The organism is Enterobacter sp. R-1.6.2 (assembly GCF_035064085.1).
In the GTDB taxonomy this organism is placed as follows: domain Bacteria; phylum Pseudomonadota; class Gammaproteobacteria; order Enterobacterales; family Enterobacteriaceae; genus Enterobacter; species Enterobacter asburiae_B.
On the sequence record NZ_JASEYI010000014.1, the window covers coordinates 37,205 to 63,155 of the forward strand.

General features: G+C 54.5%; 23 protein-coding genes and 1 riboswitch. Of the genes, 12 read left to right on the top strand and 11 right to left on the bottom strand.

Annotated features, from left to right (window positions below; all coding sequences use genetic code 11):
* Positions 1 to 23 precede the first annotated feature (23 nt).
* Positions 24 to 1,025, bottom strand: coding sequence for a hypothetical protein (locus QMN93_RS15820; RefSeq protein ID WP_193139667.1), 1,002 nt, complete (start codon positions 1,023 to 1,025; stop codon positions 24 to 26).
* A gap of 419 nt (positions 1,026 to 1,444) precedes the next feature.
* On the opposite strand from QMN93_RS15820, the gene yegQ reads away from it, so the two are divergent.
* Positions 1,445 to 2,806, top strand: a complete 1,362-nt coding sequence (gene yegQ, locus QMN93_RS15825; protein WP_023312421.1) for a tRNA 5-hydroxyuridine modification protein YegQ — start codon at positions 1,445 to 1,447, stop codon at positions 2,804 to 2,806.
* 161 nt (positions 2,807 to 2,967) lie between these two features.
* On the opposite strand, the gene QMN93_RS15830 is transcribed toward yegQ, so the two are convergent.
* Positions 2,968 to 3,468 (bottom strand): DUF523 domain-containing protein, encoded by a 501-nt coding sequence (locus tag QMN93_RS15830; RefSeq protein WP_193139669.1) that lies wholly within the window; start codon positions 3,466 to 3,468, stop codon positions 2,968 to 2,970.
* A 141-nt stretch (positions 3,469 to 3,609) separates the two neighbouring features.
* On the opposite strand from QMN93_RS15830, the gene yegS reads away from it, so the two are divergent.
* The gene (gene yegS, locus QMN93_RS15835) at positions 3,610 to 4,509 is read left to right on the top strand and encodes a lipid kinase YegS (RefSeq protein WP_193139670.1); all 900 of its coding nucleotides are present in this window, start codon (positions 3,610 to 3,612) and stop codon (positions 4,507 to 4,509) included.
* 68 nt (positions 4,510 to 4,577) lie between these two features.
* Here yegS and fbaB read toward each other — a convergent pair whose 3' ends face one another.
* On the bottom strand, positions 4,578 to 5,630 hold the full coding sequence (fbaB, locus tag QMN93_RS15840) for a class I fructose-bisphosphate aldolase (protein WP_023312424.1): 1,053 nt from the start codon (positions 5,628 to 5,630) through the stop codon (positions 4,578 to 4,580).
* Positions 5,631 to 5,880: 250 nt separating this feature from the next.
* Here fbaB and QMN93_RS15845 point away from each other — a divergent pair, with 250 nt between their 5' ends.
* From QMN93_RS15845 to QMN93_RS15855, 3 genes are read left to right on the top strand one after another with little or no spacing between them, the layout of a single operon-like run.
* Entirely contained in the window at positions 5,881 to 7,158 is a 1,278-nt protein-coding gene (locus QMN93_RS15845) for a nucleoside permease (RefSeq protein WP_193139672.1), read from the top strand.
* Entirely contained in the window at positions 7,155 to 8,159 is a 1,005-nt protein-coding gene (locus QMN93_RS15850; RefSeq protein ID WP_193139674.1) for an ADP-ribosylglycohydrolase family protein, read from the top strand. Before QMN93_RS15845 ends, QMN93_RS15850 begins: the two co-directional genes overlap by 4 nt.
* Entirely contained in the window at positions 8,156 to 9,109 is a 954-nt protein-coding gene (locus QMN93_RS15855; RefSeq protein WP_193139676.1) for a PfkB family carbohydrate kinase, read from the top strand. The genes QMN93_RS15850 and QMN93_RS15855 overlap by 4 nt, the downstream gene beginning before the upstream one ends.
* On the opposite strand, the gene QMN93_RS15860 is transcribed toward QMN93_RS15855, so the two are convergent.
* Genes QMN93_RS15860 through thiM form a run of 3 tightly spaced genes read right to left on the bottom strand, consistent with a single transcriptional unit; the run spans position 9,083 to position 11,439 of the window.
* Positions 9,083 to 9,829, bottom strand: coding sequence for a GntR family transcriptional regulator (locus tag QMN93_RS15860; protein WP_039263124.1), 747 nt, complete (start codon positions 9,827 to 9,829; stop codon positions 9,083 to 9,085). The genes QMN93_RS15855 and QMN93_RS15860 overlap by 27 nt on opposite strands.
* Before the next feature lie 42 nt (positions 9,830 to 9,871).
* Complete coding sequence (gene thiD / locus QMN93_RS15865) at positions 9,872 to 10,672, bottom strand: bifunctional hydroxymethylpyrimidine kinase/phosphomethylpyrimidine kinase (protein WP_064672819.1); 801 nt, start codon at positions 10,670 to 10,672, stop codon at positions 9,872 to 9,874.
* Positions 10,669 to 11,439: a hydroxyethylthiazole kinase gene (gene thiM / locus QMN93_RS15870; protein ID WP_112778150.1), complete on the bottom strand. Its 771-nt coding sequence runs from the start codon at positions 11,437 to 11,439 to the stop codon at positions 10,669 to 10,671. The genes thiD and thiM overlap by 4 nt, the downstream gene beginning before the upstream one ends.
* 35 nt (positions 11,440 to 11,474) lie before the next feature.
* Positions 11,475 to 11,571: riboswitch (TPP riboswitch) on the bottom strand.
* A gap of 632 nt (positions 11,572 to 12,203) precedes the next feature.
* On the opposite strand from thiM, the gene QMN93_RS15875 reads away from it, so the two are divergent.
* From QMN93_RS15875 to QMN93_RS15890, 4 genes are all read left to right on the top strand, one after another.
* A complete protein-coding gene (locus QMN93_RS15875) occupies positions 12,204 to 13,079 on the top strand; it encodes a YadA C-terminal domain-containing protein (RefSeq protein ID WP_226852653.1) in 876 nt (291 codons plus the stop codon).
* 210 nt (positions 13,080 to 13,289) lie between these two features.
* Positions 13,290 to 13,724: a hypothetical protein gene (locus QMN93_RS15880; protein ID WP_193139678.1), complete on the top strand. Its 435-nt coding sequence runs from the start codon at positions 13,290 to 13,292 to the stop codon at positions 13,722 to 13,724.
* Between the two features lie 313 nt (positions 13,725 to 14,037).
* Positions 14,038 to 15,414: a diaminobutyrate--2-oxoglutarate transaminase gene (locus QMN93_RS15885; protein WP_014884533.1), complete on the top strand. Its 1,377-nt coding sequence runs from the start codon at positions 14,038 to 14,040 to the stop codon at positions 15,412 to 15,414.
* 18 nt (positions 15,415 to 15,432) lie between these two features.
* Entirely contained in the window at positions 15,433 to 16,899 is a 1,467-nt protein-coding gene (locus QMN93_RS15890) for an aspartate aminotransferase family protein (RefSeq protein ID WP_193139680.1), read from the top strand.
* Between the two features lie 37 nt (positions 16,900 to 16,936).
* Here the strand turns inward: QMN93_RS15890 and QMN93_RS15895 are convergent, their stop codons facing one another.
* The 4 genes from QMN93_RS15895 to QMN93_RS15910 all read right to left on the bottom strand — a co-directional run bounded on the left by QMN93_RS15895 (position 16,937) and on the right by QMN93_RS15910 (position 21,297).
* On the bottom strand, positions 16,937 to 17,452 hold the full coding sequence (locus tag QMN93_RS15895; protein WP_193139682.1) for a protein disulfide oxidoreductase: 516 nt from the start codon (positions 17,450 to 17,452) through the stop codon (positions 16,937 to 16,939).
* 70 nt (positions 17,453 to 17,522) lie between these two features.
* Entirely contained in the window at positions 17,523 to 19,709 is a 2,187-nt protein-coding gene (locus QMN93_RS15900) for a polysaccharide biosynthesis tyrosine autokinase (RefSeq protein ID WP_193139684.1), read from the bottom strand.
* A gap of 14 nt (positions 19,710 to 19,723) precedes the next feature.
* The gene (locus QMN93_RS15905; protein ID WP_033146006.1) at positions 19,724 to 20,158 is read right to left on the bottom strand and encodes a protein-tyrosine-phosphatase; all 435 of its coding nucleotides are present in this window, start codon (positions 20,156 to 20,158) and stop codon (positions 19,724 to 19,726) included.
* Positions 20,158 to 21,297 carry a polysaccharide export protein gene (locus QMN93_RS15910; RefSeq protein ID WP_143346744.1) on the bottom strand — a complete coding sequence of 380 codons (1,140 nt, stop codon included), beginning with the start codon at positions 21,295 to 21,297 and terminating at the stop codon, positions 20,158 to 20,160. Before QMN93_RS15910 ends, QMN93_RS15905 begins: the two co-directional genes overlap by 1 nt.
* A 476-nt stretch (positions 21,298 to 21,773) precedes the next feature.
* On the opposite strand from QMN93_RS15910, the gene QMN93_RS15915 reads away from it, so the two are divergent.
* The gene (locus QMN93_RS15915) at positions 21,774 to 22,106 is read left to right on the top strand and encodes an RcnB family protein (protein WP_023336316.1); all 333 of its coding nucleotides are present in this window, start codon (positions 21,774 to 21,776) and stop codon (positions 22,104 to 22,106) included.
* Positions 22,081 to 22,536 (top strand): GNAT family N-acetyltransferase, encoded by a 456-nt coding sequence (locus QMN93_RS15920; protein ID WP_226852654.1) that lies wholly within the window; start codon positions 22,081 to 22,083, stop codon positions 22,534 to 22,536. Before QMN93_RS15915 ends, QMN93_RS15920 begins: the two co-directional genes overlap by 26 nt.
* Positions 22,537 to 22,631: 95 nt before the next feature.
* Here QMN93_RS15920 and apbC read toward each other — a convergent pair whose 3' ends face one another.
* Positions 22,632 to 23,741 carry an iron-sulfur cluster carrier protein ApbC gene (gene apbC, locus QMN93_RS15925; RefSeq protein ID WP_033146008.1) on the bottom strand — a complete coding sequence of 370 codons (1,110 nt, stop codon included), beginning with the start codon at positions 23,739 to 23,741 and terminating at the stop codon, positions 22,632 to 22,634.
* A gap of 166 nt (positions 23,742 to 23,907) precedes the next feature.
* Between apbC and metG the strand changes: the two genes are divergently transcribed.
* Entirely contained in the window at positions 23,908 to 25,941 is a 2,034-nt protein-coding gene (metG, locus tag QMN93_RS15930) for a methionine--tRNA ligase (protein ID WP_064672824.1), read from the top strand.
* Positions 25,942 to 25,951: the final 10 nt, after the last annotated feature.

Consider the following 25,951-nt stretch of genomic DNA (forward strand, 5'->3'; position numbering starts at 1 on the left):
CTCCAGACATTAAAACTGTGGCCTTACCAGGAACGAAAAGGTGTAGCATAAGCAAAAAGTCGCGCTAATACATCGCGACGCTCGGTGCCAGTTATCATCGCCAGGAAAGCGAAGCTAATAACGTTCAAATCTTGCTGAGAAGGATGTTTATGCATTTTCTTCAAAATAGCATTAACCTTTTTATCATCAAAAAAACTCCAGATAGCCAAAAGTGCCCATCGTTTCCCGGCGGATAAATTTATTATATCGTCTGAAGTTTCCCAGTCCGGTGGTAATTCATTAATATTGCTTACACTGTTAATACCGGTAGCAGGGATAATGAAATAATCTGAAAACATATGGACGGCATCTTTCCATGCCTGCAAGAACATAGGTTCATGGATATCATTCATCGCCTTCTCATTTGCATACTGTGCAGCTAAATTAGCATTACAGGCGTAGACCCGTGGCTCGTAGTCACTATAAACATCCGGGACTATCCAACCTGAAGAATGACGCACTGCGTCACAGGATGTGAAGGTGGGCAGTAGAGCAATAAATTGTGGTAATATATTTTGTACTGAACGAGGAAAAAAACGCTTTGCTAACTGAAAGCCCGCATGATTTTCCAGTAATAAGGTTTCAATATCCTCTGAATTATAAATCTGGTACAAAATCCCTTTTTTAGCTTTCAGTCGCTCCAGTTTTTGCTCAAGCCCGGACGATGCAATGGTGGAATAAAATCCAACAAACTCATCACATTCAAATTCAGCAAGTCTGTCCTGAATGTCCTCTTCATCACTGCGACCAACGGACTTTTTAGAAGGAGCGTAGTGTTTGCAGCTAACAAGTTTGGCAATTCGACATCCGGCAATATCAAACTCAACCCGTATATCTATGCCACCATCCGCTCCCCGGCTTGGGCCTTTAGTTACAATCCCTCCCAAAATTTTTTCCATGAATATTTTTGCGAACTTCTCAAATTGGTCGCTATCTGCAGTATCTGCGCTTGCAGAAGCAAGTTCACAGAAATCCAGCCTCGCCATACTCTTCCCCTGACAAATGGTAACGGTTCATAAACAGATTCCGTCTTTTTCTCTTCATTAATCAAGCTACGTATTCAGATAGGTTCCTGAACAGACGACTTGATGACGCTCAAAAGTTATACACGATCTCAATATCAGTTAGTTTTCCTGTATCTGGTTGATTCGAATTAAGCAAAAGCAATGACGTTCAGTCCACGCTTGTACTGAAAGCGGGAAACGGCATTGCCTCGGTCTTTCAAGCCAGATGGTAAAGACAATACCTAAAAATATGCGTACACGCCGGATGGGCGGTGATACGACTCGACGCTTTACCTCCCTGCCCCGCGGCGCTACAATGCCCGCCCTTAAAGTGGGGGATCTCCCCTTACCGCTGCACCTGGTGCACGCGGATCTGACCTGTCATCAGAACGAGAACAAACATGTTTAAACCGGAACTCCTTTCCCCGGCGGGAACGCTGCAAAATATGCGTTACGCTTTCGCCTATGGTGCCGACGCCGTTTATGCGGGCCAGCCGCGCTACTCGCTGCGCGTGCGCAACAACGAATTCAACCACGAGAACCTGCAGCTCGGCATCAACGAAGCGCATGCCCTGGGCAAAAAATTCTACGTGGTCGTGAACATCGCGCCGCACAACGCCAAGCTGAAGACGTTCATCCGCGACCTGAAGCCGGTGGTGGATATGGGGCCGGACGCGCTGATCATGTCGGACCCGGGTTTAATCATGCTGGTTCGGGAGAACTTCCCGGAGATGGATATTCACCTCTCCGTCCAGGCTAACGCCGTCAACTGGGCAACGGTGAAGTTCTGGAAGCAGATGGGGCTGACCCGCGTCATCCTGTCCCGCGAACTGTCTCTGGAAGAGATCGAAGAGATCCGCACCCAGGTGCCGGATATGGAAATCGAAATCTTCGTTCACGGCGCGCTGTGCATGGCCTACTCCGGCCGCTGCCTGCTCTCCGGCTATATCAACAAGCGCGACCCGAACCAGGGCACCTGCACCAACGCCTGCCGCTGGGAATATAACGTCCAGGAAGGCAAAGAGGATGACGTCGGTAATATCGTGCATAAGCACGAGCCTATCCCGGTGACTAACGTTGAGCCGACGCTGGGCATCGGCGCGCCAACCGACAGCGTGTTTATGATTGAAGAAGCCAAACGTCCGGGCGAGTACATGACCGCCTTTGAAGACGAGCACGGCACCTACATCATGAACTCGAAAGATCTGCGCGCCATCGCCCACGTCGAGCGTCTGACGCAGATGGGCGTGCACTCTCTGAAGATCGAAGGCCGCACCAAATCCTATTACTACTGCGCGCGTACCGCGCAGGTGTACCGCAAAGCCATCGACGATGCGGCGGCCGGTAAACCGTTCGATACCAGCCTGCTGGAAACCCTGGAAGGCCTGGCGCACCGCGGCTATACCGAGGGCTTCCTGCGTCGTCATACTCACGATGACTACCAGAACTACGAGCACGGCTACTCCGTTTCCGAGCGCCAGCAGTTTGTCGGTGACTTTACCGGCGAGCGCAAAGGCGCGCTGGCGGCCGTCGCGGTGAAAAACAAGTTCACCAAAGGCGACAGCCTGGAGCTGATGACCCCGCAGGGCAACATGAACTTTACGCTGGAGCATCTGGAAAACGGCAAAGGCGAGGCGATTGACGTGGCGCCGGGCGACGGGCATACCGTCTGGCTGCCGGTTCCGGAAGAGGTGGAGCTGAAGTTTGCGCTATTGATGCGTAACTTCAACGGTGAAAGCACCCGAAACCCACACGGCAAATAGTTAATCAGGGAAATTTTTTCGCGCTGGGATAATTCTTAGAATCGGATCACATACCGCTTCGTTCAATACGGGTATTATCCCCCCGCTGAAAAACATAACCCATAAATGCTAGCTGTACCAGGAACCACCTCCTTAGCCTGCGTAATCTCCCTTACGCGGGCTTATTTTTTGCCTTCTCTCTCCTCAATCCAGGCAATAAGCTCGTCGATTTGCCCCTCAGAGAACACGGTTATCCCATGCTCTGCGAGCAACGATGCAGCCACACCCCTCCCCGCTTTATGGATCCCGCGAAAAGATCCGTCATAAATAAACTGACTGCCGCACGTGGGGCTGCCATCGGTTAATAGCGCTGCGCTACACCCCGACTCCTGAGCAGCGCGTAGCGCGAGCCAGGCTGCAAGCTGATACTGCTCAGTCACATCCTGCCCTGTATTTTCACTAATTCTGGCTTGCCCGTGCATTACGTCTTTGCCATCAGCGGACATAATCTCTGCCGGAGGACGAGGGACAGGCATCCCGGCCGCAAGTTCAGGGCAGTGGATCACCAGACGCTTTTCCTGCTGCCAGCGAGCGAGCAGCCCGTTCATTCGCGCTTTTTCACTTCCGTTATAACGAACCTTAAAGCCCATCAGGCACGCGCTTACCAAAATTTTATTCATCATCACTTTCCTGTGATTACGTTACTATCATCGCTGGAGTGTAACGCGCTTTCGGGCATATTTTGTTCCTTTCATCCTGTTCTTACCCGCTTTTTTCCTCTCTGCTATACACTCTTACTAACGCTAAAAAAGGGAGCAGCGCGGATGGCAACCTATCCAGACAGTTTATTGATTCTCAATGGCAAAAGCGCGGGCAACGATCTGTTGCGTCAGGCAATTCAGGGTTTGCGCGATGACGGCGCGCGCATTCACGTCAGGGTGACGTGGGAAAAAGGCGACGCGGCACGCTATATCAATGAAGCCCTCGGGCTTGGCGTCAGCACCATCATTTCCGGCGGCGGCGATGGCACCATCAATGAGATTGCGTCAGCGCTTATCGACCTGCCCCCGGCAAACCGGCCGGTGATGGGTATTTTACCGCTCGGCACCGCCAATGATTTTGCCACCAGCGCCGGGATCCCGGAAGAGCTGGAGAAAGCGCTCCAGCTGGCGATCCTCGGCAAGGCCACCGCTGTGGATATTGCGCAGGTGAATGATAAAACCTGCTTTATCAATATGGCGACGGGCGGGTTTGGCACGCGCATCACCAGCGAAACGCCGGAAAAGCTGAAGGCGGCGCTGGGCGGCGTGTCATACCTGATCCACGGCCTGATGCGTATGGACACCCTCAAGCCTGACCGCTGCGAAATTCGCGGCGAGGATTTTCAGTGGCAGGGTGATGCGCTGGTGATTGGGATTGGCAACGGGCGTCAGGCGGGCGGCGGACAGCAGCTCTGCCCGGAGGCGCTGATTAATGACAGTCAGCTCCAGCTGCGTATTTTCACGGGCGACGGCCTGCTGCCCGCGCTGTTTACCACGCTGACGCAGCCGGAAGAGAGTCCAAATATCATCGCCGGGAAATCGGCGTGGTTTGAAGTGAATGCGCCGCACGGGATGACCTTTAACCTCGACGGAGAGCCGCTGAGCGGAACGCAGTTCCGCATTGAGGTATTGCCCGGCGCGCTGCAGTGCAGGCTGCCGCCGGACTGCGTGCTTTTGCGCTGATGTATCACACGGTGAGCAATGATGCCCTCACCCAACCCTCTCCCACCGGGGAGAGGGAGATGGAGCCGTCAGGCAATCGTGACTTTGCTGTCAAGATAGACGTCCTGAACCGCATTGATCAGCTTCACGCCGTCGGCCATCGATTTCTTAAACGCCTTGCGGCCAAGGATCAGCCCCATACCGCCCGCGCGTTTGTTAATAACCGCCGTACGCACCGCGTCTGACAGGTCGGTATCACCGCCCGCCGCGCCGCCGGAGTTGATCAGCCCCGCGCGGCCCATGTAGCAGTTCGCCAGCTGGTAGCGCACCAGGTCGATCGGGTTATCGCTGGTCAGCTTGCTGTAAACGCGATCGTCGGTGTAGCCAAAGTTCACCGCTTTGTAGCCGCCGTTATTCTCGGCCATTTTCTGCTTCACGATATCCGCGCCGATGGTCGCCGCCAGGTGGTTCGCCTGCCCGGTCAGGTCGGCCGACACGTGGTAATCCACGCCGTCTTTCTTGAACGCGTTGTTGCGCAGATATGCCCACAGCACGGTGACCATGCCCAGCTCGTGCGCGCGCTCAAACGCCGCGGAGATCTCTTCAATCTGACGGCGGGACTGTTCAGAGCCGAAGTAAATCGTCGCCCCTACCGCCACCGCGCCCATGTTGAACGCCTGCTCGACGCTGGCGTAGAGGGTTTGGTCATATTCGGTTGGATAGCTAAGGGTTTCGTTGTGGTTCAGCTTCACAAGGAACGGAATGCGGTGGGCATAGCGACGCGAAACCGAGGCCAGCACGCCGTAGGTAGAGGCCACGCAGTTACAGCCCGCTTCAATCGCCAGCTCAACAATGTTCTTCGGATCGAAGTAGAGCGGGTTCGCCGCAAAAGAGGCGCCCGCGGAGTGCTCTACGCCCTGGTCCACCGGCAGAATAGAGAGATACCCGGTGCCGCCGAGCCGCCCGGTGTTGTAGAGCGTCTGCATATTTCGCAGGACCGCAGGCGGACGGTTGTTATCGATCATCACGCGGTCAACGTAGTCGTGACCAGGCAGATACAGCTGGTCGGCTGGAATGGTCATACAACGATGCTGTAAAAGGCTGTCGGCGTCTTTGCCAAGCAACTGCGCAATATCAGTCATGTGATACTCCCGTAAGTCCGACGTCGTGTCGGTGTGTGTTTATCCAGTCCCATCTTTTATGGGCAGACTAAGCCTGGTACCGACTTAACAGATTTTCCACTCTTTGCTTTTTTTTTCAGCACAATCTGCTGGCTCGATTCGTGTACAACAAAACTGTTACATTGATCAAACAATCACCACAAAGGTATTTAAAAGGTATTATTGAGTGGTATGTTAAAGGCGTACCCTCTCTGACATGCAGGATTAAAAAATGAAAACGAAAGTCCAACTGTCATTCATGATGTTTGTTGAATGGTTTATCTGGGGCGCGTGGTTTGTGCCGCTGTGGCTGTGGCTGAGCAAAAGCGGTTTTACCGCCGGGGAAATCGGCTGGTCTTACGCCTGTACCGCCATTGCCGCGATCCTCTCGCCGATTCTGGTCGGCTCGCTGACGGACCGCTTCTTCGCCGCGCAGAAAGTGCTGTCAGTGCTGATGTTCGCCGGAGCCATTCTGATGTACTTCGCCGCACAGCAAACCCAGTTCAGCACCTTCTTCCCGCTGCTGCTGGTTTACTCCCTGACCTATATGCCAACTATCGCGCTGACCAACAGTATCGCCTTTGCCAACGTGGACGACGTCGAGGCCGATTTCCCGCGCATCCGTGTGATGGGTACCATCTGCTGGATCGCCTCCGGGCTGGCGTGCGGGTTCCTGCCGCAGATGCTGGGCTACAGCGATATTTCCGACACCAACATCCCGCTGCTGATGACGGCAGCCAGCTCCGCCCTGCTCGGCGTGTTTGCCCTGTTCCTGCCGAATACGCCGCCGAAAAGTACCGGCAAGATGGATTTCAAAGTGATGCTCGGGCTGGACGCGCTGATCCTGCTGCGCGACAGAAACTTCCTGGTGTTCTTCTTCTGCTCGTTCCTGTTCGCCATGCCGCTGGCCTTCTATTACATCTTCGCCAACGGCTATCTCACCGAAGTGGGGATGAAAAACGCCACCGGCTGGATGACGCTCGGCCAGTTCTCCGAAATCTTCTTTATGCTCGCCCTGCCGTTCTTTACCAAACGCTTTGGTATTAAGAAGGTCTTGCTGCTGGGGCTGATCACCGCCGCCATCCGCTACGGGTTCTTTGTTTACGGCGGAGCGGAACAGTACTTCACCTACGCCCTGCTGTTCCTCGGCATTCTGCTGCACGGCGTGAGCTACGACTTCTATTACGTCACCGCGTACATCTACGTGGACAAAAAAGCGCCGGTGCACATGCGCACCGCCGCGCAGGGCCTGATTACGCTGTGCTGTCAGGGCTTTGGTAGCCTGCTGGGTTACCGCCTGGGCGGCGTGATGATGGAAAAAATGTTCGCATACAAAGAGCCGGTGAATGGGCTGACCTTCAACTGGGCCGGAATGTGGACGTTTGGTGCAATCATGATTGCCGTGATTGCCGTGCTGTTTATGCTGTTTTTCCGCGAATCGGATAAAGAGATCGCCGCCATTGCGGTGGTTGATGGCGATGCCGCGCTGACACAAGGGGAAGTTAAATGAAACAAGAACGTATTCTCGGTGCCCTTTACGGGCAGGCGTTAGGGGATGCGATGGGTATGCCGTCGGAGCTGTGGCCGAGAAAGCGCGTCAAGGCGCATTTCGGCTGGATCGACCGCTTTTTACCCGGCCCGGCAGAGAATAATGCGGCCTGCTATTTCAAACAGGCAGAGTTCACCGACGATACCTCAATGGCGCTGTGCCTGGCGGACGCGCTCATCGAGTGCGACGGGGAGATTAACGCGGACGTTATCGGCAAGCATATTCTGCGCTGGGCGCTCGATTTTGACGCGTTTAATAAGAACGTGCTCGGCCCGACCTCCAAAATCGCGCTTAACGCGATTCGCGACGGCAAGCCGGTTAGCGAACTGGACAACAACGGCGTGACTAACGGGGCAGCGATGCGCGCCTCCCCGCTGGGCTGCCTGCTCCCGGCCACGCGTCTGGAACACTTTGTTGAGCAGGTGGCGCTGGCCTCCAGCCCGACCCATAAATCGGACCTCGCCATTGCCGGCGCGGTGGTGATTGCCTGGGCGGTTTCCCGCGCTATCGACGGCGAAAGCTGGCAGAACATCGTCGATGCGCTGCCGGGTATCGCCCGCTATGCGCAGGAGGCGAAAACCACCACCTTCAGCGCATCGCTGGCGGCACGTATTGAGCTGGCGCTTAAGACCGTGCGGGAAGCCAACGGGGTTGAGTCCGCCAGCGAGCAGGTTTACCAGCTCGTGGGGGCCGGAACCAGCACCATTGAGTCCGTTCCGGCGGCCATTGCGATGGTCGAACTGGCGGGAACCGACCCAAACCGCTGCGCCATTTTATGCGCCAACCTGGGCGGCGATACCGACACCATTGGCGCGATGGCGACGGCCATCTGCGGCGCGCTCCACGGCGTCCAGGCCATTGACCCGGCGCTGAAGGCCGAGCTCGACGCCGTAAACCGGCTCGATTTCGACCACTATTGCGCGAAACTGCTGCACTACCGGGAGCAAAGGGAGGGCGTATGAATTCGTTTGCCCAACGTCTCGACACCCTGCACGCCGCGCGCCCGGTGACGGTGCTGGGCGCGGCGGTGATTGACGTCATCGCCGACGCCTACGCCCTGCCCTGGCGCGGGTGCGATATCGAACTCAAACAGCAGGGCGTGAATATTGGCGGCTGCGCGCTAAACATTGCCATCGCTCTGAAACGGCTCGGCATTGCGTCGCAAAACGCCCTGCCCGTCGGTCACGGCGTCTGGGCGGATATTATTCGCAACGCCATGGCGAAGCAGGATCTGCACAGCGCCATCGAGGCCGAAACCGGCGACAACGGCTGGTGCCTGGCGCTGGTGGAGCCAGACGGCGAGCGCACCTTTATGTCCTTTAGCGGCGTGGAGAACCAGTGGCAGCAGCGCTGGCTTGATGTGCTTAACATCCCGTCGAACAGCCTGGTCTATTTATCCGGCTATCAGCTGGCCTCACCGTGCGGCGAGCTGCTGACGCGCTGGCTGGAGGGATTACAGGACGTGACGGCATTTATCGATTTCGGCCCCCGCATCGCGGATATTCCCGACGCGCTGATGGCGCGGATTATGGCCTGCAGGCCGATCGTGTCGCTTAATCGTCAGGAAGCAGAGATCGCAGCCGAACGACTGGGCGTAGCGGCTGAAAACCTGGGTGCGGAGTGGCAGCAGCGCTTCGGCGCCGCGCTGATTGTGCGTCATGATAAAGACGGTGCCGCGTGGTATGACGGCGACGATGCGGGCGTTGTTCCGGCGTTCCCGGCGACGGTTGTGGACACCATTGGCGCTGGCGACAGCCACGCGGGCGGCACGCTTGCCGGGCTGGCGGCGGGATGGTCACTGGCAGACGCCGTTCTGCTGGGGAATGCCGTGGCGTCCTGGGTGGTCAGCCACCGCGGCGGGGACTGCGCCCCGACTCGCGACGAATTATTCCTCGCACACAAAGACGTATAGATCGCTGCGGCAGTAGCTGATGCTGTACTCAATCGGCCGGTGCTGTTGGTCAAGCGCGACCTGCTTGATCACCAGCACCGGTATTTTTTCGTCCATTTTAATGTGCGCCTGAAACTCGCTGTCCGGCATGCGGGCGCTAACCCGTGAACGGGTGCGCTGCGGGAAAATATTCTGACTGCGGAAGTAGTCATACAGCGAAATGCCAATCGCATCCGGATCGGGAATGAGCCCGACCGGCACCCAGGACTCTTCAATCGACACAGCATCGTCATCCACATAGCGAATGCGCTTGAGCAAAAAGACCTCGCTTTCCGGAGGTATAGACAGGTGATTTGCGACCTCTTCCGGGCATTTCACCACCCGCTTGTTGACCCACAGCGTATTAGGCTTTTGGCCGCGCAGCACTACCTGCTGGGAAAAACCGCGCGCCTCTTTCAGCGAATATTCAAAGATATTGTTGATTTGGGTGCCATAGCCACGGGAGCGGGTGACCACGCCCTCTTCCTCGAGCGCCTGCATCGCCTTTCGCACGGTGATGCGCGACACCCCGGTTAACTGGCTCAGATCGCGCTCGCCGGGCAAAATATTCCCGTGCTCCAGCACCCCGCTGCGCACCGCGTTTTTTACCGTTTCGGCAAATTTCAGGTACAGCGGCGTGTTGTCAGGCGCGGCGATCCGTTCATTCAGTTGAGCGATTAACCGGGTATGCGCTTGTTCCATCTCTGTTTTCTCAGGCGTGGTGTTTCCTGCCAGTATACTGGGTTACCACCATGCATGAAAATGATGAACCGGCCCAATACCGTGACCCACTTCCAGAGTATCGGCTTTTGCCAGCGCCGCCGAGAGCCAGTTTTTCGCTTCGCGCACCGTATCGGCCCAGCCTTCATGCCGCGGGCGCAGCGCCGCCAGCGCGGCGGAGAGCGTGCAGCCCGTGCCGTGGGTGTTTTTGGTCTGCACGCGCGGAGCGGTAAAACGTACTTCGCCGTCGCGGGTAAAGAGCCAGTCCGGGCTTTCAGCATCATCCAGATGACCGCCCTTCATCAGCACCGCCCCGCAGCCCATCGCCAGCAGCGCGTTTCCCTGCGCTTTCATCTCGCGTTCAGTTTGCGCATGCGATGTGCCTAACAGCGCGGCGGCTTCCGGCAGATTGGGCGTGATAAGCGCCACCTGCGGCAGTAGCTTTGTACGCAGCGTCTCCACGGCGGAGGTGGAGAGCAGCGGGTCGCCGCTTTTTGCTAGCATGACGGTATCCAGCACCACGTTTTGCACCTGATAGCGTTTAAGCCGCTCGGCCACCGCCTCCACAATATCCGTCTCCGCCAGCATGCCGATCTTGGTGGTATCGATGCGCACATCGCTGAACACTGAATCCAGCTGCGCGGCAACAAAATCCGGCTCGATACGGTAGACCGACTGCACGCCGCGCGTGTTTTGCGCCACCAGCGCGGTAATGACCGAGCAGCCGTACGCGCCAAGGGCCGAGAAGGTTTTGAGATCGGCCTGGATACCCGCGCCGCCGCTGGGATCGGTGCCGGCAATGGTCAGGGCGTTAATCCGCTTCATGCCTGCTCCTCCAGCGTATAGAGCGCATCCAGAAACGCGCTGGCAAAACTGCCAGGCCCACGTGACTGCGCAACGGCCACCGTTCCGGCCCGCTTCATCCATCCGCAGGCGGCAGCGACATTATCCATCCGGTCGCCCGGTAGCGAGCAGCTCGCCGCCACAACGGCAGAAAGCGCGCATCCGGTTCCCACTACGCGCGTCATCAACGGATCGCCGCCCGTTACCGTGCGTGTGCGTTGTCCGTCGGTGATGTAATCCACCTCGCCGGTGACGACCACAACGGCATTGGTCTGGCGAGCCAGCGCCTGCGCAGCAGGCACCGCGCTGGCTGCGGTATCGGTTGTATCGACGCCGCGCCCGCCCGCGCTCATTCCGGCAAGGGCGAGAATCTCGGAGGCATTGCCGCGAATGGCGGCTGGTTTCAGAGCAAGGATTTGATGGCAAAAACGGGTGCGGAACGTCAGGGCGCCCGCAGCAACCGGGTCCAGCGTCCAGGGCTTGCCTGCCGCCACCGCACTTTCTATTGCCCGACGCATCGACTGGGCGCGCGGCGAGGTCAGCGTGCCAACGTTAATCAGCAGCGCATCGGCGATGCCGGCAAACTGTTCAGCCTCTTCGGCCTCAATCACCATCGCGGGTGAGGCGCCAAGCGCCAGCAAAACGTTGGCCGTAAAGGTCTGTACGACATCGTTGGTCATACAGTGGGTCAGCGGAGAACGGGTTCGGAAGTGGTGTAAAACGTGTAAATCAAGCAGGTCAGGCTGCATGGTTTCGCTCCTGCCTTGCGTGAAGAAGCGATGACCTGGAAGGCATCTGACTTCCCTACGCTGGCATTATCCAGATCAGGTAATACGGGTATTTCTCAGCCTTCACAAAGAAGGGCACCCCGAGTCAAAATACTTTTAAAACAGTGAGTTATAAAAATCATTAACGTTATGTAGTGTAACCGCGCCCCCAGGCCAGGCGCAAGGAGTTTCGATTTATCACACCGTTTGTCACAGCGGAAATCTCCAGGCGCTCTTTCCCGTCATTTGCCAACATTTATTACGCTTTAGTTAATTCTGGTTCAGTAATTGTTAATGCGTTATTGAAAAACTTTATTACGTACTTTTGCTGAGACTATTATTTTTATTTTTTATTACGTGCTCATTCCGCTTTTATAAGATAGATAAACTTCTTTCGCATGAAAGAATAAGACAGTATTAATTTATTTAACTCTATTAAACATTTGTACTTTGATCAATAGGTTAACGCTTCCCTGGATTTATCGCATAATCCATAAGTTAATGTATACATTAAATAAACCTCCTCGATACCGCACCCTGCCCTTTCATTTATTCATATCATTTATGATTTAGATCAAAATCATCAATTTGGGTTTAATCGATAGTTTATTCACGCCACTAAAAAAGGTCCGGGCATTGAATATTCTGTTTTGACATACGGAAATACAGATATCCACATGCCACTAAAGCCAAAACTGTTCTGCTTAATTTTGTTTTTTAATACGTTAATGATGTGAGTCCTTCGAATGAAAATTTTCAATAAATCTGTTATTCCTGTTTTTGTATTTGGGGTGGTCGCCGGTAGCGCCGTGAATATTACCAACGCTGCTGCTGCCGTTTGGGATGACGCATCAATCACAGATATTGTGAATGACCATCAAGACCAAATTACGCAAAACAGGGTCGATAGCATTGCTCGCGATCTCTCAACTGAAAATCGCTTAACGCAGGTGGATAGCGACCTTCAATCCACTAAATTAGGTGTTTTGGTTATTGAGCAAGCCACAAATGACGCTTACCAAAAAGCCTTGCTTGCTGGTGCGCTTGCAGATACCGCCAATCAAAAAAGCGATGCGGCTTTACAGGGCGTTATGACGAACGGCACAGAAATTATCGATATGGAAAACGTTAACAAAGTGCAAGATAACCGTCTTGATAGCCTGGAAAGTGCTCCTAAACCCACTAACGGCGTAGATGGCAAAGATGGCGTGACGACCACCGTGACGCACATGCAGGTAGACGCAGCAACACAAACTAAAGTGGCTAATAATACCCAGGCAGTTACCGCCACCGCACAGGATCTGCTGGCAACGAAACAGACGTTACAGGCAATGAATAACAATACCAACCAGCAATTTAAATCACTGCACGATGAAGTAGATAATAATAAGAAGCAAGCTAATGCCGGTATTTCAGGTGCCATGGCGATGGCTGGATTACCGCAGGTACAAACGAATCAGCATGTTATGTTCTCTGCTGGCGGAGCCACATACAATAGTGAAAGCGCCCTTGCCGTTGGGGCATCCGTTAACTTTAGTTCACATGTGATCGCGAAAGTGAGCTTCTCTGATGATACCGCCAATAATATGGGAGCGTCAGTTGGCGTCGGAATGGGCTTTTAACGAAATACAACTTAAGCATTATTAACTTACGCCATTAAGTTAATAACCTGCTTGCCTCCGGCAAGAATAGCGATGACAGAAAAAACATGCTCAGACATATCATTATTTCAGCGACCCTGTATCTGATGCTCATTGGCGTCGGTATTTGGATCGGCATGATGTACGTCTCCTATTATCTGTGCGTTTTATAAGGTGAACAAAAGTTTAGCCATGAAAACTCAATTAATATGGATTGCACTGATGTTGACGGTAGCGATAACACCGGCTCATGCGATTAACGCGCACTATCGTGCTCAATTAGAACGTTCAGGATGCACTGAGATGAACGCGAATGACGGCTCTTGTGATATTCACAAAACAAAAGCCCAAAATACGGCACAGCACACAACTGCTGCGGTCCACGACCCTTTGCGTGAAGCCACTTTCACATCGGATGCGGTTAACGCCACGATTTCAAACGGCTTTTTTAACGCCACCATTAACGGCAAAAAGGCCATCGTGAAACGTCTGAATGCTCATTTCTATGAGATTCACGGTAATGGTTTTGTTATATCGCTAAGCCTTAATGAGAACGGCATTACGGCGGCGTCCTGGAATAAGACGACGGGGCGTAACCACGGCATTTTGCAGGTGTCGCAGAAATAAAGCGAACAAGGAGGCTGTCTGCCTCCTTTTTGGTCAGCGAATGGCACGATTTGTCACACTCTTTTTTATGAATTTACAGTCAGGGCAGAACACACGTAACAGTCTGTTTTTCTTTACCATAAAGTGCAATTTTCTTTCTTAAAAAGGGGATATCCTCTCCCCTGAGCGCCATGTCACAAAACAGTAAACAAATTAACCATTGAGCCCCGTGGCAAAAGGCTCTATATTGGCGGCGTTTTTTTCAGGCCCCCATCTGTTTTTTAACTTTTTATTCAATCGTGGCTCATAACGAAGCGGCGGTTGTAGGAGTGATATGATGACGGATAAAGTCCGTATTGACACCGTAGATGCCCACAAAAGCAACGAAACCTATCTGGCCCGTCAGGCCGAGTTTGAATCTAACGTCAGGAGTTATCCGCGCAAACTGCCTTTAGCCATCACTAAAGCAGAAGGCGTGTGGATCACCGATGCAGATAATAAAGAATACCTTGACTGTTTAGCAGGCGCGGGGACCCTTGCGCTTGGCCATAACCATCCTGATGTGCTGAAAAGCATCCAAAATGTCATTACCAGCGGCTTGCCGTTACATACCCTGGATCTGACTACGCCTCTTAAAGACGCGTTTTCTGAATACCTGCTCTCTCTGCTGCCTGGTCAGGGCAAAGAGTACTGCCTGCAGTTCACCGGGCCATCCGGTGCTGACGCCGTTGAAGCGGCGCTGAAGCTGGCGAAAAAAGTGACCGGTCGTAGCGGTATCATCAGCTTCTCTGGTGGTTACCACGGTATGACCCACGGCGCGCTGTCCGTGACCGGCAACCTGTCTCCGAAAGAAGCGGTTGACGGTATGATGCCAGAAGTGCAGTTCATGCCTTACCCGCACGAGTACCGTTGCCCGCTGGGTATCGGTGGTGAAGCGGGCGTGAAAGCGCTGACGTACTACTTCGATAACCTGATCAACGACGTTGAAAGCGGCGTGCGTAAACCTGCTGCGGTGATTCTGGAAGCCGTTCAGGGCGAAGGCGGCGTGAACCCGGCTCCGGCAGAGTGGCTGCAGCGCATCCGTAAAGTGACTCAGGAACACGGCATTCTGCTTATCCTCGACGAAGTTCAGGCTGGCTTTGCCCGTACCGGTAAATTCTTCGCCTTCGAACACGCAGGCATTGAGCCAGACATCATCGTGATGTCTAAAGCCGTAGGTGGCGGTCTGCCGCTGGCCGTTCTCGGTATTAAAAAGCAGTTCGACGCATGGGCGCCAGGTCACCACACCGGTACCTTCCGCGGCAACCAGCTGGCGATGGCGACCGGCCTGACCACGCTGAAAATCCTGAAAGATCAGAACATCGCGGGCAAAGTTGCCGCTCAGGGCGAATGGCTGAAAGGCCAGCTGAAAGAGATGGCGAAACGCTATCCTGTTATCGGCCACGTGCGCGGTCTGGGCATGATGATCGGTATTGAGATCGTTAAGCCACACGAAGCCGCTGACCACATGGGCTGCTTCCCGGGCGACGGCGAGCTGTCTGCACTGATTCAGAAGAAGTGCTTCGAAGCCGGTCTGATTCTGGAGCGCGGCGGCCGTAACGGTATCGTTCTGCGTCTGCTGCCGTCTCTGCTGATCAGCGACGAAGAGCTGAAAATCTTCCTGGATAAATTTGAGCAGGCACTGCTTGCTGCGGGCGTTCGCCCGGCGTAACCGGAGTTATTGATTACGATGTCTGATTCAAACCCAATTTTGTTCTCCTCTGCGCAGAGCATTGAAGCTTACCAGCAGGCGATCGAACAAAGCACTCAGGCTGTGATGCAGTGGCTGAAACAGCCTGAGATGTACCAGGGCAAAACGGTCGCAGAGCTGCGCGACCGTATTAAGCTGGATTTCAACCCGAAAGGGCTGGGCAACGAAGCGGCGATTGAACGCGCCGTGGAGTTCTTCCTGAAAGACAGCTTGTCCGTTCATCACCCGCAGTGTGTGGCGCACCTGCACTGCCCAAGCCTGGTGGTAAGCCAGGCGGCGGAAGTGCTGATCAACGCTACTAACCAGAGTATGGACTCCTGGGATCAAAGCCCGTCCGCAACCATTATCGAGATCAAACTGATCGAGTGGCTGCGTACCCGCGTGGGTTATCAGGTCGGCGACGCAGGTGTCTTCACCAGCGGCGGCACCCAGAGCAACCTGATGGGCCTGATGCTGGCTCGCGATGCGTTCTTCGCGCGTCAGGGTCACTCCGTTCAGCAGGACGGCCTGGTCGGCGATCTGCGTAAAATTCGCGTGCTGTGCTCTGAAAACGCACACTTCTCCGTGCAGAAAAACATGGCGCTGATGGGTCTGGGCTACCAGTCCGTCGTGCAGGTGAAAACGGACGAATTCTCCCGGATGGATCTGACCGATCTGGCGGCGAAAATCGAACAGTGCAACGCGAACGGCGAGCAGATTCTGGCGATCGTCGCAACGGCAGGTACCACCGATGCCGGTGCTATCGACCCGCTGCGTGCGATTGCAGAGCTGGCCGCGAAGCAGAACATCTGGGTACACGTTGATGCGGCCTGGGGCGGCGCGCTGCTGATGTCTGAGCAGTATCGTCACTACCTGGACGGCATCGAGCTGGTGGATTCCGTCACCCTGGACTTCCACAAGCAGTTCTTCCAGACCATCAGCTGCGGCGCGTTCCTGCTGAAAGAAGCGCGTCACTATGAGCTGATGCGCTATCAGGCGGCCTACCTGAACTCCGAGTTCGACGAAGAAGCGGGTGTGCCAAACCTGGTGTCCAAATCTCTGCAGACCACCCGTCGTTTTGACGCGCTGAAGCTGTGGATGAGCCTGGAAGCGCTGGGTCAGGAGCATTACGCGGCGATCATCGACCACGGCGTGACCCTGGCGCAGCAGGTTGCAGCCTACGTGAAAGAGCAGCCTGCTCTGGAACTGGTTATGCAGCCACAGCTGGCAAGCGTTCTGTTCCGCTTCCGCGGAAAGGTGCAGATGGATGACGCGGGCATCGCTCTGCTGAACCAGAAAATTGGTGATGCGCTGCTGGAATCCGGCCGTGCGAACGTTGGTGTGACCGAGCACAACGGCGTCACCTGCCTGAAGCTGACGCTGCTGAACCCAACCGTGACGCTGGAAGATATTAAAATCCTGCTGTCTCTGGTTGAGCGCACCGCGCAGGAAGTTCTGGCTAAGTAATTACAACACCCCTCTTCCGCCGGGAGAGGGGTTATTTTTATACGCCTGCCCACCACATCCTTAATTTTAATCCCCAGTAACTCGTCCAGCCCGTCGTGGTGCTGACCACATTACCCTTCGACACAATGACCAGCGTCGGCGTGACGCTCACCTGCCACTGCTGCGACAACGCACCGTTTTCATCGTTGATCACCGGCATTTTCAGCTGTTTCTTTTCAACCCAGCGCGCAAGCTTTGCGTTATCGCCGGAACGCATGGCAATGCTTACGACGTTGCCCCCCTCTTTCGCCAGTTTATTGACCGAAGGCGTCGTGTAACGGCAAATGCTGCACCAGGTGGCCCAGACGTAAATCAGCAGCGGGCGTTCCTGGCTCAGCGCCGCGATATCGTGAATATTGCCGTCGATGCTCTGCATCGGTGTTGCACTAAAACTGGCGGGGAGTGTCGGTTTTCGATACCGATCAACTCCCCACACTACGGCCAGCATCAGCAGAACGAGTATGATCCCTTCCCGCGCCCAGCGGCGCAGTCGACTGATTTTGCGGTTATCCATTGTGACCTCATGTTTCAACGAAGGTCATCTTAACGGGCAATACGCCATCACGCTGTAAAGAAATGTCGCGTCAGGTATACTCTTGGGTATAACCGTAGTCGTAATGGCTATATCCCGAGTTGTAATAGAGCGCAGCCGATTTCACGATATCATTGAGGATCGCGCCATTCACCTGCACACCCATCTGCTGCAGACGCTTCAGGCAGTTCTCGATCTCCTTGACGCTGGTTTTACCAAAGCGGGCGACCAGAAGCGTGGTCGCCGCTGCTCTGGCTATCAGCAAGGCATCCGTTACGGCAAGCACGGGTGGGGTGTCGACAATCACGATGTCATACAGTTTGTCTATCTGCGACATTACGGCCTGGAAGCGTTCACTCATGAGCAGCTCAACGGGATGTGAAGGTTGGGGTCCGCAGGTCAATACATCAAAACCGCCTTTTTCAACGCGTTGAACCGCCTCCTGCCACTCAACGGCTCCTCCGAGCACGCAGGATAATCCCCGATGATTGCGCAGTTGGAAAACATTGTGGACATATCCCTTGCGCATATCAGCGTCAATAAACAGCACTCGCTGTCCGGCCTGAGCGGCAATCGACGCCAGTGAAGTACTGACCAGCGTCTTTCCGCAGTCCTGCGTGGGGCCAGACACCACGACGATCCGGTTTGTGGCATCCATCATGGTAAAATGCAGACTGGTGCGCAGCCCGCGCACTGCCTCGACAAACATATCTGCCGGGCGGTCAACGGGCAAAAAAGGAACATTCGACGTCCTGTGCTTCCATCGGGAAGCAAACAGGGTTTTCCTGCGCAGGTGCGTTTTTTTCCAGAGCCATACCGAGCGCGGAAGCGTCGCCAGAAGCGGTATCCCCTGCACTTCCAGTTGTTCAGACGAGGTAATGCCCCGATTAAAGGCTGAGCGCACTAAAACCGTTCCGGCAGAAAGCATCAACCCGATCAGCATGCCCAGTACGATAATGAGTGCTTTGCGCGGTTTGATCGGCTCTGGCTGCGTCATGGCGGGGTCAATGATCCGCACGTTCCCGATAGCGCTGGAGCGCGATATACTCAGCTCTTGCTGACGCGTCAGCAGCTGCAGATATATGGTACGCCCGGATTCAACGTCACGACTCAGGCGTAAGATTTCCTGCTGCGTGGAAGGCATGGATGAAACGCGATTGTTCAGGCGCGCACGCTCCCGCTCAAGCGTTTGTTTCTTCTCCCGCAAGGCACGGTAGGTGGGATGGTCCTTTTTGAAAAGCTGGGAAACCTCTGCTTCGCGGAACGTCAGCTCGTTAAGCTGGTTTTCCACGTTAACTACCTGATCGAGGACTGACTTCGCCTCCAGAGATAAGTCGACAGAATCGCGTTGCTCTCTGTAGGCATTCAGTCGCGCTTCGGCTTCATCCAGTTCCCGGCTGATCTTAGGTAATTGATCCTGTAAGAACGTGAGGCTGCGGGAATCTTTCGCTTCCTGGCGCGCAATATTCTGACTGAGAAAATTTTCAGCAATGGTATTAAGTACCGTGGCGATCCTGGCGGGGTCTTCACCCATTAACGTTAATGAGATCATACCGCTCTGTTTCGCCGACTCAACAACCGTAAGCCTGTTCTGAATGGCGTTGATGGCGTCAAGCCTTGAGACGGTTTCGAGGGTAAATTGGGTGCCTGGTTCCGCGCTGAGGGATGTCACCAGAAGCGATAATCCATTTTTAAGCAGCGTTTTCCCCACGATGCCGTCTGCTTCAAGCGTTTTTCCCTCAAGACGATATCGCCCTTTCTCCCGTACGGTAAGTAAAAGCGTTTGTGGCTTACCTTCCAGAAGGGGAATAGTCAGCGCGCCGATCGTTATTTCAGCGGATTTACGTCCCTGCACGTATTCTAACAAAGGCCCGATGACGGGAAACACGCGCCGCTTGACGTAGTACGTCAACCCTAATTGATCGATGGTTTCTCCCAGGATCATCCGTGATTTAAGGAGTAAAAGTTCTGGCGCGACGTCAGGTGAGAGATCGGGCCCGAACGGAGTCAGGTTCTTGAGCAGTGAGTTATTCTGCTTCGCTTCAACCTGTATCAGGGCATCAGCCTGATAAACTGGCGTGGCGCTGAACGCATATATCCCCGCACATACCGTGAGCAGGAGCGTGACACACGCGATCGTCACCCGGTGATCAAACATCTCAGCAAGCAACTGAAGAAGATCGATCTCATTATTCTGCGGTGTCGCAGCCTTATATTTTTCTGATTTAGAAGACGACATAACGGCTTCATTCCTTATTGACTCAAACGACGAGCCCATTCCTGACTGGCTTTTCCCAATTGCTCGAAAACATATTCATAGGCTTCACGACTTTTGTTGTAAGGGTCGGGAATGTCCCTGATGTCCAGCCATTGTCCAAAGAGCAGCGATTTTCCCCGGTTCTCCGGGGCCATTGTGGCAATGAAACGGAGGTGTTCCGGCCCCATCACCAGGATCAAATCGGCTTGTTGCAACAGGTTACGCGTCACCTTGCGGGCAATATGCCCCTCCAGCGAAACACCATGACGCCGGGCCACAGCCTGCGCAGCCGCATCCGCCGGATGCCCCTCAAGCCCCAAAATACCTGCCGAGTTCACCTGCTTGCCGGGTAATTGCTGTCGCAACAGCCGCTCACCAATTGGTGAACGGCAAATATTGCCGGTGCAGACCACTAAGATTGACTGGAACATTACTGCGGCCACGATCTGATGTAACGAACGGTTTCGGTCAGGTCATGGACGCCGCTGATGGTAGGCACCAGCTGGGAGATCACGCGATTCCAGCGTGATAACGGTGCCGTGGTGACGTAGACAATGTCATACGGTTCCAGCTGGAATTCCGTACCCAGCACCATGGCTGAGGCATCTTCCGCATTGAGTTGATAGATGTTGGCAATTTTGCCCGTGTCGCCTTTTTCCGTTACCTGCCTGATAACAAAAATGCCGGTTGCATCAGCCATATTTTGGTTAAGCCCACCGGCATTGCCCAGGGCTTCGGCCAGCGTCATGCCGCTACGATCCATCTTAAGCGTGCTCTGTTTAACCACCTCGCCCATCACGAACACTTTCAGCGCGTCGTTTCGGGGAATAAACAGGATATCGCCTGAATAAAGCAGCTTATTTTGCATCAAATCGCCATGCTGCATCAGTGCATAGAGCGAAAGGCGGGAGTCCTTGCCATCATGCGTCAGCACGACGTTACGCCAGTCGGCATCCGCAGAAAGACCGCCAGCGGCGTTAACCGCATCCATCACCGTCAGCGGAATATTGGTTATGGGTTGCTGGCCTGATTTTTCGACCTCTCCGGTGACATAGGCTTTTTGGGAACGGAAGGCGGCAACGCTGACGTCCACCTGCGGGCTCTCAATGACTTTATCCAGTCGAGATGTAATCTCTTCACGTACCTGTGAAACCGTTTTTCCCGCCACCCGCAGCTTACCGACGTAGGGATAAAAGAGCGTACCATCGGCGTTGACCCAGTTGCCGGCATCGCTCGCACTACGATATTGTCCCGCGGGCGTTGTTAATTCAGGGTGATCCCAGACGGTGACCGTCAGGATGTCGCCTGTGCCAATACGGTATTCCCAGTTTTTGATCTGCTCATCCAGATTAGGATTTGCCTGAGATTTCGATACGGTTGGACGCAGCTTTTCAATCAACCCCGGCGTCAGTGGAAAAATTTCCACGTGCTTATCAAGCTGATAATTAACATCTTCCGCCGTATTGACTTTTTTCCCGTACACGCTCAAGTTCTGTCCGGGGGAAAATACACATCCCGTTAACTGACTAATGGTGAGAAATAACAGCGAAAATGCAGTTGTACTTTTCATTTATATAACTTTTTCTTTTTAACGTTGCGCTTATCGTAAAGCTTGCAAATGAACTCAACATAAGCTCATGAAATTTAATTATTTATTCAACTTCGGCATGTAATTTCGGCATGATAAAGCGCAAGCCAACTGGCCTCTAAAAAAACGATTGATCTTGTAAAAAAGGTAGTAAGCGCGCTTCGCCCGAAGGCAATATTAAATGTCCTTCAGTGGGAAAGCATTCGTATTACAGTCCAATTTTGACGTAAAAAGTTATTTTCAGGTTCGAGTATCGAAATAATAAATATTAAAAATATAAAGCACAGGCAATATTCACCACAATGATAAACATCATCCAGTTTGACTACACAAAACCGTCCACTTTTGTTACATTTTTTCTCAAACATACCCTGCGTTGATACTTAAAATGGACTGTCTGCTCCGCTTTGCTCGACCTGCAGACGAAAAGTATCTGTAACGATATCACTGGAGAAAAAATGGCTAAGCGTAAATTGCTGCTTCTGGGTGTATTACTGTCTCTGGCGGGATCCGCATTCGCTGCCCCGCAAACGGCCGCTGCGCCATCGGGCATCAAGGCCTATGAAGAACAAGAGTTCATCGCTGACTTTACGAAATTCAAGATTGGCGACACGGCGCCGGCGCAGTACCAAACGCCGGAGTACACCATCAAACAGTATCAGCTGCGTAACCTGCCGGCTCCGGATGCCGGAACCCACTGGACCTACATGGGTGAGAACTACGTACTGATCGGCGATGCTGATGGCAAGATCTACAAAGCCTACAATGGAGATATTTTCTATCACCGCTAACGCAATTCTGATTCGCCCCTGGCAGGAAAGCGACCGCCCTTTCCTGCGCACGCTCTACCTCCACGCCCGGCGTGAAGCCTGGCCATGGCTGGACAGCGCGGACTGGCAGCTTGAAGACTTTGACGCGGCAACCCGCGACGAAGTGATTTGGGTTGCTGTTCAGAACGGTCATCGCCTGGGTTTTGCCTCCGTCTGGACGAACGATAATTTCCTGCACAACCTGTTTGTCGATCCGCAGTATCAGAGCCTGGGCGTCGGGCATGAGTTGCTTGAACACGTACAGAAGACTTTTACCAGTACGGGTTCGCTTAAGTGTCTGGTGAAGAATGCGCAGGCTATTGCGTTTTACCAGCGACACGGCTGGCACATAGAGGCGACGGGTAATTCTCCGGACGGAGAGTATTATTTGATGCACTATCGGTTGAGTTAAAGTCGGGTGGCGGCTTCGCCTTACCCGACCTACGTGATGGTGCCATTTGTAGGCCGGGTAAGCGAAGCGCCACCCGGCAATTAGGAGCTGAGGAATTACACCGCGCGGAACGCGATTTCCCCCGGGATGATTTCGCCCTGCCAGTAGAGCTGCGCCGCAACGCGTCCCGCCAGCTGGCGATACATTTCCGCAAATTCGCTGTCCGGACGGCTGACAACCGTGGGCTTTCCGCTGTCCAGATCTTCACGCAGGGTAATGTGCAGCGGCATCTGCCCCAGCAGCTGGGTGTGATACTTCGCGGCCAGTTTTTCTGCACCACCCGTACCGAAGATAGGTTCGTGGTGACCGCAGTTGCTGCAGATGTGCACGCTCATGTTCTCGACGATACCGAGCACCGGCACTTCCACCTTCTCGAACATCACGATGCCTTTTTTGGCGTCAATCAGCGCGATATCCTGCGGCGTAGTCACGACGACCGCCCCCGTGACCGGAATGTTCTGCGCCAGCGTCAGCTGAATGTCACCGGTGCCCGGCGGCATGTCCAGCACCAGATAATCCAGATCCGGCCACATCGTCTCCTGCAGCATCTGCAGCAGCGCTTTGCTGGCCATCGGGCCGCGCCAGACCATGGCGTTATCGTCAGTCACCAGGTAACCGATGGAGTTGGTCGCCAGACCGTGCGCCATAATTGGCGCCATGTGGGTCCCGTCCGGCGAGGTGGGGCGCTGGTTTTCCGCGCCCAGCATGTTAGGAATAGACGGACCGTAGATATCCGCATCCAGAATACCGACCTTTGCCCCTTCCGCTGCCAGCGCGAGCGCCAGGTTAACGGCGGTAGAAGATTTCCCTACCCCGCCCTTGCCCGAGCTGACGGCAATGATATTTTTCACGCCGTTCACGCCAGGCTGGTTTTTCACGCGCTTCAGCGTGGCGATGCTGTGGCTCAGCTTCCAGTCGATCGCCTTCGCACCGGTAATACGCAGCAGCTCAGAGCTGGTCTGCTCTTTCAGCGCGTCAAAAGCGCTGGTCCAGACGAACGGCATCTGCAGCTCAATGTGCAGGGTATCGTCCAGCCAGGCAACGTGGTGTAACGCTTTCAGCGTAGTGAGATTGTGCTTCAGGGTTGGATGCTGAAAGTTAGCCAGCGTCCCGGCGACCATTGCTCGTAAGGCTTCCGGTGATTTGGCCTGGGATTGAGAACTCATCCCGACTCCTTTGTAGTTGTTCTGAAAAAAGACGTGTAATTACCAAGTTTACCCCAGAGGTAACAATTATTCATTTATGGATTAATGCCCTTATCACTTGGCGTAGTTATTACCTTTCGGGTAACATCAAAAACCCTTTTCACAGTTAAAAGAAGTAATGCCTACTATGACTCAAGTCGCGAAGAAAATTCTGGTAACGTGCGCACTCCCGTACGCCAACGGCTCAATCCACCTCGGCCACATGCTGGAGCATATCCAGGCTGATGTCTGGGTCCGTTACCAGCGAATGCGCGGCCACGAGGTTAACTTCATCTGTGCGGACGATGCTCACGGCACGCCGATCATGCTGAAAGCGCAGCAGCTGGGGATCTCCCCGGAGCAGATGATTGCCGAAATGAGTCAGGAGCATCAGACTGATTTTGCTGGCTTTGACATCAGCTATGACAACTATCACTCCACGCACAGCGACGAAAACCGCGAACTGTCGGAGCTGATCTACACCCGTCTGAAAGAGAACGGTTTTATCAAAAACCGCACCATCTCTCAGCTGTACGATCCGGAAAAAGGCATGTTCCTGCCGGACCGTTTCGTCAAAGGCACCTGCCCGAAATGTAAATCCCCGGACCAGTACGGCGATAACTGCGAAGTGTGCGGCGCGACCTACAGCCCGACCGAGCTTATCGAGCCGAAATCCGTGGTATCCGGCGCCACGCCCGTCATGCGTGACTCCGAGCACTTCTTCTTCGACCTGCCGTCCTTCAGCGAAATGCTGCAGGCGTGGACCCGCAGCGGCGCGCTGCAGGAACAGGTGGCGAACAAAATGCAGGAGTGGTTCGAATCCGGCCTGCAGCAGTGGGATATCTCCCGCGATGCGCCGTACTTCGGCTTTGAAATCCCGAACGCGCCGGGCAAATATTTCTACGTCTGGCTGGACGCGCCAATCGGCTACATGGGCTCCTTCAAGAACCTGTGCGACAAGCGTGGCGACACCGTCAGCTTCGACGAATACTGGAAGAAAGATTCTACTGCCGAGCTGTATCACTTTATCGGTAAAGACATCGTTTATTTCCACAGCCTGTTCTGGCCGGCGATGCTGGAAGGCAGCAACTTCCGCAAGCCAACCAACCTTTTCGTTCACGGCTACGTGACGGTGAACGGCGCGAAGATGTCCAAGTCTCGCGGGACGTTCATTAAGGCCAGCACCTGGCTGAACCACTTCGACGCGGACAGCCTGCGCTACTACTACACCGCGAAGCTCTCTTCCCGCATCGACGATATCGACCTGAACCTGGAAGATTTCGTGCAGCGCGTGAACGCGGACATCGTCAACAAGGTGGTAAACCTGGCCTCCCGTAACGCGGGCTTTATCGCCAAGCGTTTTGACGGCGTGATGGCGGCTGAACTGGCTGACCCTGCCCTGTACAAAACCTTTACCGACGCGGCAGCCACCATTGGCGAAGCCTGGGAAACCCGTGAGTTCGGTAAAGCCGTGCGCGAAATCATGGCGCTGGCCGACCTGGCAAACCGCTATGTGGACGAACAGGCACCGTGGGTTGTCGCCAAACAGGAAGGTCGCGATGCCGATCTGCAGGCCATCTGCTCCATGGGCATCAACCTGTTCCGCGTGCTGATGACGTACCTGAAGCCGGTTCTGCCGCAGCTGGCATCCCGCGCTGAAGCGTTCCTGAACACCGAACTGACCTGGGATGCCATGGCGCAGCCGCTGCTCGGCCACAAGGTGAACACCTTCAAGGCGCTGTACAACCGCATCGAGATGAAGCAGGTTGAAGCCCTGGTGGAAGCGTCTAAAGAAGAGGTTAAAGCGGCTGCGGCACCGGTGACCGGCCCGCTGGCAGACGATCCGATTCAGGAGACCATTACCTTTGACGATTTCGCCAAAGTCGACCTGCGCGTGGCGCTGATCGAAAACGCGGAATTCGTGGAAGGTTCTGACAAGCTGCTGCGCCTGACGCTGGATCTGGGCGGCGAGAAGCGTAACGTCTTCTCCGGCATCCGTTCAGCCTACCCGGATCCGCAGGTGCTGATCGGTCGTCAGACCGTGATGGTGGCGAACCTGGCGCCGCGCAAAATGCGCTTCGGCATCTCTGAAGGGATGGTGATGGCCGCAGGCCCCGGCGGGAAAGATATCTTCCTGTTAAGCCCTGACGAAGGCGCGAAGCCTGGCCAGCAGGTGAAATAACAAAAAAGCC